Source organism: Streptomyces azureus, from assembly GCF_001270025.1.
In the GTDB taxonomy this organism is placed as follows: Bacteria; Actinomycetota; Actinomycetes; order Streptomycetales; family Streptomycetaceae; genus Streptomyces; species Streptomyces azureus.
On record NZ_DF968463.1, the window covers coordinates 1 to 7,873 of the forward strand.

Annotated in this window: 7 protein-coding genes; 1 reads left to right on the top strand and 6 read right to left on the bottom strand. The window is 70.8% G+C overall.

What is annotated here, in order from left to right:
• Positions 1–270: AMP-binding protein (locus AOQ53_RS35735; protein WP_148640425.1), on the bottom strand; the 270-nt coding region annotated here is incomplete at its 3' end.
• A gap of 151 nt (positions 271–421) precedes the next feature.
• On the opposite strand from AOQ53_RS35735, the gene AOQ53_RS35740 reads away from it, so the two are divergent.
• Positions 422–655, top strand: coding sequence for a DUF6480 family protein (locus AOQ53_RS35740; protein WP_059423787.1), 234 nt, complete (start codon positions 422–424; stop codon positions 653–655).
• A 73-nt stretch (positions 656–728) separates the two neighbouring features.
• Here the strand turns inward: AOQ53_RS35740 and AOQ53_RS35745 are convergent, their stop codons facing one another.
• The 5 genes from AOQ53_RS35745 to AOQ53_RS35765 form a co-directional block, all read right to left on the bottom strand.
• Positions 729–1,817, bottom strand: a complete 1,089-nt coding sequence (locus AOQ53_RS35745) for a glutamate--cysteine ligase 2 (protein WP_059423789.1) — start codon at positions 1,815–1,817, stop codon at positions 729–731.
• A 113-nt stretch (positions 1,818–1,930) separates the two neighbouring features.
• Positions 1,931–4,138 carry a 1,4-alpha-glucan branching protein GlgB gene (gene glgB, locus AOQ53_RS35750; RefSeq protein WP_059423791.1) on the bottom strand — a complete coding sequence of 736 codons (2,208 nt, stop codon included), beginning with the start codon at positions 4,136–4,138 and terminating at the stop codon, positions 1,931–1,933.
• 3 nt (positions 4,139–4,141) lie between these two features.
• Complete coding sequence (locus AOQ53_RS35755; RefSeq protein WP_059423792.1) at positions 4,142–5,512, bottom strand: maltokinase N-terminal cap-like domain-containing protein; 1,371 nt, start codon at positions 5,510–5,512, stop codon at positions 4,142–4,144.
• Between the two features lie 28 nt (positions 5,513–5,540).
• Positions 5,541–7,259: a maltose alpha-D-glucosyltransferase gene (gene treS, locus AOQ53_RS35760; protein WP_059423793.1), complete on the bottom strand. Its 1,719-nt coding sequence runs from the start codon at positions 7,257–7,259 to the stop codon at positions 5,541–5,543.
• On the bottom strand, positions 7,256–7,873 hold a 618-nt coding region (locus AOQ53_RS35765), incomplete at its 5' end, for a DUF3459 domain-containing protein (protein WP_148640426.1). The genes AOQ53_RS35765 and treS, both read right to left, overlap by 4 nt.

The following is a 7,873-nucleotide window of genomic DNA, read 5'->3' on the forward strand; positions in this document are numbered from 1 at the left end:
GCACAGGACCGTCCACTCGTACCGGGTGCGGGCCATGATCGCCACACGGTGCCCCGGCGCTATCCCGGAGGCGATCAGCCCCTTGGCGATGTCCACCACCTCGTCGCGCAGCTCGATCGCCGTCACCTCCTCCCAGGAGGCGGAGGCCGGGTCGGCGCGGCGCGCGAGCACCGGCCGGGTGGGTTCGCGGTCCGCCGTCTCGAAGACGCTGTCGGCGAGCCCGCCGGTCAAGGGCGAGACGGCCGGTGGAGCGAGGGCGAGGTCGCGCATGCACTGCTCCTGACGTGTACGGGCTGTGACATTGCCGACGGGTAGCGTCATCGGCGGGGCTCGAATGTAGTCGAGCCGCGACCCTCAGGGGTCGGGAAATACGGAAGTCGTCCCGCTGATGATCTCGGCGTGATCGGGGGACACGGACGGCATGAGTCACATCAGTCCCGATCCCGAACCCGAACGCACCTCCGGCCTGGAACCGGGCGGCGGCGTACCGCCGGGCGAGACCCCGCCCGCGGAGAGCAGCATGCCCGGGGCGGGGCCCCAAGAGACGCACAACCCGCCCAAGGGCTGGGCCAAGGCACCGATGGCCGTGATCCTCGCCCTCGTGGTGCTGATCGCGGCGTTCTTCCTGGTCTATGCCCTCGTTCTGATCCTCTGAGATCTGATCTTCTGAGGTCCGGGCCTCTGAGATCTGAATCCTTCGAGCCCGTCTCCGGAAGAAGGCAGGACGCTCACGCCTGTGTGTGGCGGACGCACTCGGTGACGACGTCCCGCAGGCTCCCCGTGCGCTCCATCAGCGCGCGCTGCACCTGTGCGCCGTTGCCGTCCCGCAGCAGCTCCTTGCAGGCGGCCCGTGCCCGATCGAGGTCACCGGCGTCCGCGAGGGCCTCCTCGACATGGTCCAGCAGAGCACGGACGACCGCCTCGGCGGGCATGCGCCGCATGGTCGCGGGGTGCAGCAGCTCGCCCGAGAGCCCGGACCGGGCGGCCAGCCAGTCGGCCAGCCGCAGCAGGCTGACGCTGTGGCCGAGCGGTTCCCGGCCGGCCCGCCACTCCCGTGCGGCGGTCTCGACCAGCCCGCGGACGAGCGTGGCGACCAGCGCGGCCGTGCCGGAGTGCAGACAGACGTCCGACACCCGGACCTCCACCGTCGGATATCGCTGGGACAGCCGGGCGTCGAAGTAGATCATCCCGTCGTCGAGGAGAGCGCCGGTGGCCACCATGTCCGCGATCAGACGGTGGTACCGCTCGGCCGAGCCGAAGATCTCGGCCGGGCCGGCCGACGGCCAGCGCAGCCACACCCGGCTGCGGTAGCTGCTGTACCCCGTGTCCTTGCCCTGCCAGAACGGCGAGTTCGCACTGAGCGCCGTCAGGACCTGGAGCCAGGGCCGCACCCGGTCGATGACCGCGACGCCCTCCTCGTCGGACTCGACGGACACGTGCACGTGGCAGCCCAGGACGAGTTGCTCCCGGGTGGCGATGCCGTACTGCTCGGCCATCCACTGGTACCGGCGGTTGAGGCCGACCGCGGGGCTGACCGGCAGCGGGGACGTGGCGAGCGCCGCGACCGTGCAGCCGATCTCCCCGGCGTGCCGGGCCGCCTCCTTGCGGCAGCGGACGATCTCCGCGCGCAGGCTCTCCATGGACGACTGCGGATGGGTGGCGAACTCCAGCATCTGCTCGTGGAGTTCCTTCTCGAAGACGTCCTGATCCGCGTCGTCCCGCTCGGCCCGGGCGAGCACCGCCGCGGACATCGCCTGCGGTTCCCCGGTCTCCGGGTCGACCAGGAGGAGTTCCTCCTCCACTCCGACGGTGCGCACCGTGATGCCCGCCCTTCTGTGACCCTGCGGTGTCGTACCACCGGGGGTTCCCGGTGGTACGACACCCAGTGCCCCTCACAGGCGGGTCGGACACCTGGTGCGGCCGCGTGACCTCACGGAGCGAACGGCGTCAGCCACACGGTGGCCAGCGGCGGCAGCGTGATCCGGACACAGCCGTCCTCCGGTTTGACCGGATCCGGGTTGGTGACGCCGCTGCCGCCGTAGCGCGGGTCGTCGGTGTTGAGGGTCTCCTGCCAGGCGACGGTGTCGCCCGGGACCCAGAGGCCGTAGTCGTGCCGGACGACCGGGGAGAAGTTCGACACCGCCAGCAGGGGTCTGTCATCGGCGTCGTACCTGAGGAACGCGAAGACGTTGTCGTCGGCCGAGTCCACCGCCACCCACCGGAAGCCCTCCGGGCGGGTGTCGCACTGCCACAGCGCGGGCGTGGCCCGGTACGCCGTGTTCAGGTCACGGACCAGATCACGCACGCCCCGGTGGTCACCCGCCGAGTGGTAGCCGTCGTCGAGCAGCCACCACTCCGGCCCGTGCTCCACCGACCACTCGGCTCCCTGGGCGAACTCCTGCCCCATGAACAGCAGCTGCTTGCCCGGGTGGCTCCACATGAAGCCGAGGTAGGCGCGGACGGTCGCGCGCCGCTGCCACCAGTCGCCCGGCGCCTTCGACACCAGCGCCTGCTTGCCGTGCACGACCTCGTCGTGGGAAATCGGCAGGACGTAGTTCTCGCTGTAGGCGTACACCATCGAGAAGGTCATCTCGTGGTGGTGGTACTTGCGGTGCACCGGCTCGTGGGAGAGGTACTCCAGCGAGTCGTGCATCCAGCCCATGTTCCACTTCAGCCCGAAGCCGAGCCCGCCGGTGTCGGTGGGCTTGGTCACGCCGCCCCAGGCGGTGGACTCCTCCGCGATCGTCACCACGCCGGGGGCACGCCGGTACACGGTCGCGTTCATCTCCTGGAGGAACGCCATGGCCGCCAGGTCCTCCCGGCCGCCGTAGGCGTTGGACTCCCACTGGCCGTCCTCGCGCGAGTAGTCCAGGTAGAGCATCGAGGCGACCGCGTCCACGCGGAGCCCGTCGATGTGGAACTCCTCGCACCAGTACACCGCGTTCGCCACGAGGAAGTTGCGCACCTCGGTACGGGCGAAGTCGAACTCGTACGTGCCCCAGTCCGGGTGCTCGGCGCGCCGCGCGTCCCCGGGCTCGTACAGCGGATCCCCGTCGAACCGGGCCAGCGCCCAGTCGTCCTTCGGGAAGTGCGCCGGCACCCAGTCCATGATCACGCCGATGCCCGCCCGGTGGCATGCGTCGACGAAGTACCGGAAGTCGTCCGGGGTTCCGAGCCGTGCGGTCGGCGCGTAGAAGCCGGTGACCTGGTAGCCCCAGGAGCCGTGGAACGGGTGCTCGGCGACCGGCATCAGCTCCACGTGCGTGAAGCCGAGGTCCTTGACGTACGCCGGGAGTTCCTCGGCGAGCTGCCGGTAGTCCAGCCCCGGCCGCCAGGACGGCAGATGCACCTCGTACACCGAGAACGGCGCCTCGTGCACCGGCGTGTCCGCCCGGTGGGCCATCCACTCCGCGTCGCCCCACTCGTAGTGCGAGGCCGTCACGACCGACGCCGTGTTGGGCGGCTCCTCGGTGCGGCGGGCCATCGGATCCGCCTTCAGGAAGCGTTGGCCGTACCGGGAGGTGATCTCGAATTTGTACGCCGTGCCCTCGCCCACGCCCGGCAGGAACAGCTCCCACACGCCGGACGCGCCGAGCGAGCGCATCGGGAACTGCGTCCCGTCCCAGTAGGTGAAGTCCGCGGCGACCCGCACGCCCTGCGCGTTGGGCGCCCACACCGTGAACCGGGTGCCGGTCACGCCCTCGTGGGTCATGGACTGCGCGCCGAGCGCCTGCCACAGCTGTTCGTGCCGGCCCTCGCGGATCAGGTGCAGGTCGAGCTCGCCGAGCGCGGGCAGGAAGCGGTACGGGTCGTGCACCTCCTGCTCGCCGCCCTCGTACGCCACGTGCAGCGTGTACGCGGGGATCTCCGCCAGCGGCAGCACGCCGGAGAACAGGCCGTCGCCCTCCGAGACGAGTGGCGTGCGCTTGCCGCCGGTCACCACGCTCACGGAGCGCGCGAAGGGGCGCAGCGCCCGGAACGCGATCCCGCCGGGGACCGGGTGGGCGCCCAGCAGCGCGTGGGGATCGTGGTGGGCGCCCGCCAGCAGGCGCCCGCGGTCCTCCGGGCTCAGGGCGGGCGCGGTCGCGCCCGGGACCGGGCCGGACGGCTCCGGGATTGAGGTGTCGCGCAGGGCCACGGCTCAGTCTCCTCTCACAGCGAGGCGCTCGATCGCCGCCATCGGTACAGGCAGCCAGTCGGGGCGGTGCCGTGCCTCGTACAGCACCTCGTACACGGCCCGGTCCGTCTCGTAGGCCCGGAGCAGTCCGTGTTTCTTGCGCGGGTCCCAGCCGGCGCGGGCGGCATAGCCCGCGCAGTAGGCCTCGCGGCAGCGTCGCGCCCACTCCGGGCGCCAGGGGCGGCGCTGCCGGGCGGCGTAGTCGAAGGAGCGCAGCATCCCGGCGATGTCCCGTACGGGGGAGTGGGCGCTGCGCCGTTCGGAGAGCGGCCGGGACGGCTCACCCTCGAAGTCGATGACGAACCAGTCGCGTCCGGCCCGCAGCACCTGACCCAGGTGCAGGTCACCGTGGATGCGCTGGGCGGGCGGCCCGGCGTCGCAGGTGGTGAGGGCGGCGAACGCGGCCCGCAGGCCCGGCACGTACGGCTGGAGCGCGGGCACGCAGTGCGCGGCGGCGGCCAGCCGCTCGGTCATCGCGGTCGCCGTACGCCCGTTCTCCCCGGGCTCGCCGACCGGGAAGGCCGAGGCGAGCGCGAGGTGCACCTCCGCCGTGGCCGCGCCCAGCGCCCGCGCCTGGGCCGTGAAGTCGCCGCCGGCGGCCAGGGCGTGCAGCGCCAGCGTCCAGCCGTCGGAGGCGTCCCGCAGATACGGCTGGAGCACGCCGAGGGTGGCCTTGAAGGGATGTTTCGTCTGGAACCAGGCCACGGGCGCGGGCACGCGGTGGCAGCCCTGTCTGGCCAGCGCCCCGGGCACCTCCAGGTCCGGGTTGACGCCCGGCTGGATGCGCCGGAAGACCTTCAGGATGTACTCGTCGCCGTACACCAGCGAGGAGTTGGACTGCTCCGCGTCCAGCAGCCGCGGCACCAGTCCGCCGGGCACCGGCTGGTCCGGGTCGCAGTCGAACCGCAGGGGGCCGGCGGTGCCGGGGTGCCGCAGCCGGTCCAGGAGCAGCTGGGCCGAACGGGGGTCGTGCAGCGCGTCGTAGACCGTCAGACCGGCCAGCGGCCCGTCCTGCACCCGTCCGATGAGCGCCCGTCCCAGGCGCGGCGACGGGTGCTCCCGTACGCCGAGCAGGAGCTGGTAGCAGTCGCCGGCCGGGGGAGCACCGCCCGGGGACGGCACACCCGTGTGACCGGCGTGACCGGCATGGACCAGCAGGTGCAGACAGCCCGGGAACAGCTCGGTCATCGACAGCAGGCCGAGCTCCGTGACGGGCCGGTCCTTGCCCGCGAACCAGCGCTGCCGGGGCAGCCAGTCGCGCAGCAGCCCGCCGAGCGACTCCATGGGCTCGGCCAGGCGCGTGAGACCCGGGCGGAGGGATGCGGTCTTCGGCATGGTCACGCCTCCTTTCGTCGGCGCATGCTCACAGTCGCCGGCCGATGCGGGATGCGACTCGAGTGAGCCGGAACCAATAGAAGCCGTGGCCCCCGAGGGTCAGCAGATACGGCAGTTCGCCGATCGCGGGGAAGCGGACCCCGCCGAACAGCTCGACCGGATGGCGCCCGGCGAACTCGCGCAGATCGAGTTCGGTGGGCTGGGCGAACCGCGCGAAGTTGTTCACGCACAGCACCAGGTCGTCCTCGTACTCCCGCAGGAAGGCCAGCACCGCGGGGTTGGAGGAGGACAGTTCGGTGTACGAACCGAGGCCGAAGGCCGGGTTCTGCTTGCGGATCTCGATCATGCGGCGGGTCCAGTGCAGCAGCGACGACGGCGACGACATCGACGCCTCGACGTTGGTGACCTGGTGGCCGTAGACCGGGTCCATGATCGCCGGCAGGTAGAGGCGGCCCGGGTCACAGGTGGAGAACCCGGCGTTGCGGTCCGGGGTCCACTGCATCGGCGTGCGCACGGCGTCGCGGTCGCCGAGCCAGATGTTGTCGCCCATGCCGATCTCGTCGCCGTAGTAGAGGATCGGCGAGCCGGGGAGGGCCAGCAGCAGCGCGGTGAACAGCTCGATGGTGTGCCGGTCGTTGTCCAGCAGGGGAGCGAGGCGCCTGCGGATGCCGATATTGGCGCGCATGCGGGGATCCTTGGCGTACTCGGCCCACATGTAGTCGCGCTCTTCGTCGGTGACCATCTCGAGCGTGAGCTCGTCGTGGTTGCGCAGGAACATGCCCCACTGGCAGCCCGAGGGGATGGCCGGGGTCTTGGCCAGGATTTCCGAGACCGGGTAGCGGGACTCGCGCCGCACCGCCATGAAGATGCGCGGCATGACCGGGAAGTGGAAGGCCATGTGGCACTCGTCGCCGCCGCTCGGGTAGTCGCCGAAGTAGTCGACGACGTCCTCGGGCCACTGGTTGGCCTCCGCCAGCAGCACCGTGTCCGGGTACTGCGCGTCGATCTCACGGCGGACGCGCTTGAGGAACGCGTGGGTGGCGGGCAGGTTCTCGCAGTTGGTGTCCTCGGCCGCGTACAGATACGGCACCGCGTCCAGCCGGAAGCCGTCGATACCGAGGTCCAGCCAGAACTTCAGCGCGGCCAGGATCTCCTCCTGGACGCGCGGGTTCTCGTAGTTGAGGTCCGGCTGATGGGAGAAGAAGCGGTGGAAGAAGTACTGGCCGCGCACCGGGTCGAACGTCCAGTTCGACGTCTCGGTGTCGACGAAGATGATCCGCGCGTCCGGGTAGCCCTTGTCGTCGTCGGCCCACATGTAGTAGTCGCCGTAGGGGCCGTCGGGGTCCTTCCTCGACTCCTGGAACCACGGGTGCTGGTCGCTGGTGTGGTTCATGACGAAGTCGATGATCACGCGCATGCCGCGCTGGTGGGCGGCGTCGACGAACTCCACGAAGTCGGCCAGGTCGCCGAACTCGGGCAGTACGGCGGTGTAGTCGGAGACGTCGTAGCCGCCGTCGCGCAGGGGCGACTTGAAGAACGGCGGCAGCCACAGGCAGTCGACGCCGAGCCACTGGAGGTAGTCGAGCTTTGAAGTCAGGCCCTTCAGGTCACCGACGCCGTCGCCGTCGCTGTCCTGGAACGAGCGGACGAGTACCTCGTAGAAGACGGCGCGCTTGAACCAGTCGGGGTCCCGGTCCCTGACGGGGGTGTCCTCGAAGGTGTCCAGCACGGGCTCGTTCACGGTCATGACGTTCCTGCACCTCCGTTCCCTTGCGCGGCGGGCGGCGGCTGGACGTGGAAGACGTGCGCGGGAGCCCGCCCCGGCTCGAGGCGCACGTAGCCGTTCCGGCTCCAGTGGTAGGTCTCGCCGGTGAGCTCGTCGCGCACCGGCACCGACGCGTGCCAGTCCAGGCCGAGTTGCGGCATGTCCAGAGAGACCGTGGCCTCCTGGGTGTGGTGCGGGTCGAGGTTGGCGACCACCAGGACGACGTCGGACCCCGTGCGCTTGCTGTACGCGATGAGCGCGTCGTTGTCGGTGTGGTGGAAGCGGAGGTTCCTGAGCCGGTGCAGCGCGGGGTGTTCCCGGCGGATGGTGTTGAGCCTGGTGATCAGCGGGGTGATGGTGCGTCCCTCGCGTTCGGCGGCTTCCCAGTCGCGGTGCCTGAGCTGGTACTTCTCCGAGTCGAGGTACTCCTCGCCGCCCTCTCTGAGCGGGGTGTTCTCGCACAGCTCGTAGCCGGAGTAGATGCCCCAGGCCGGCGAGAGGGTGGCGGCGAGGACGGCCCGGACCTCAAAGGCGGGGCGGCCGCCGTGCTGGAGGTAGGCGTGCAGGATGTCGGGGGTGTTGGCGAAGAAGTTCGG

Bases quoted from the DNA above. Each gene is read 5' to 3' on its own strand.
- AOQ53_RS35740 (WP_059423787.1), top strand. From the start codon at position 422: ATGAGTCACATCAGTCCCGATCCCGAACCCGAACGCACCTCCGGCCTG.
- AOQ53_RS35755 (WP_059423792.1), bottom strand. From the start codon at position 5,512: ATGCCGAAGACCGCATCCCTCCGCCCGGGTCTCACGCGCCTGGCCGAG.
- treS (WP_059423793.1), bottom strand. From the start codon at position 7,259: ATGACCGTGAACGAGCCCGTGCTGGACACCTTCGAGGACACCCCCGTC.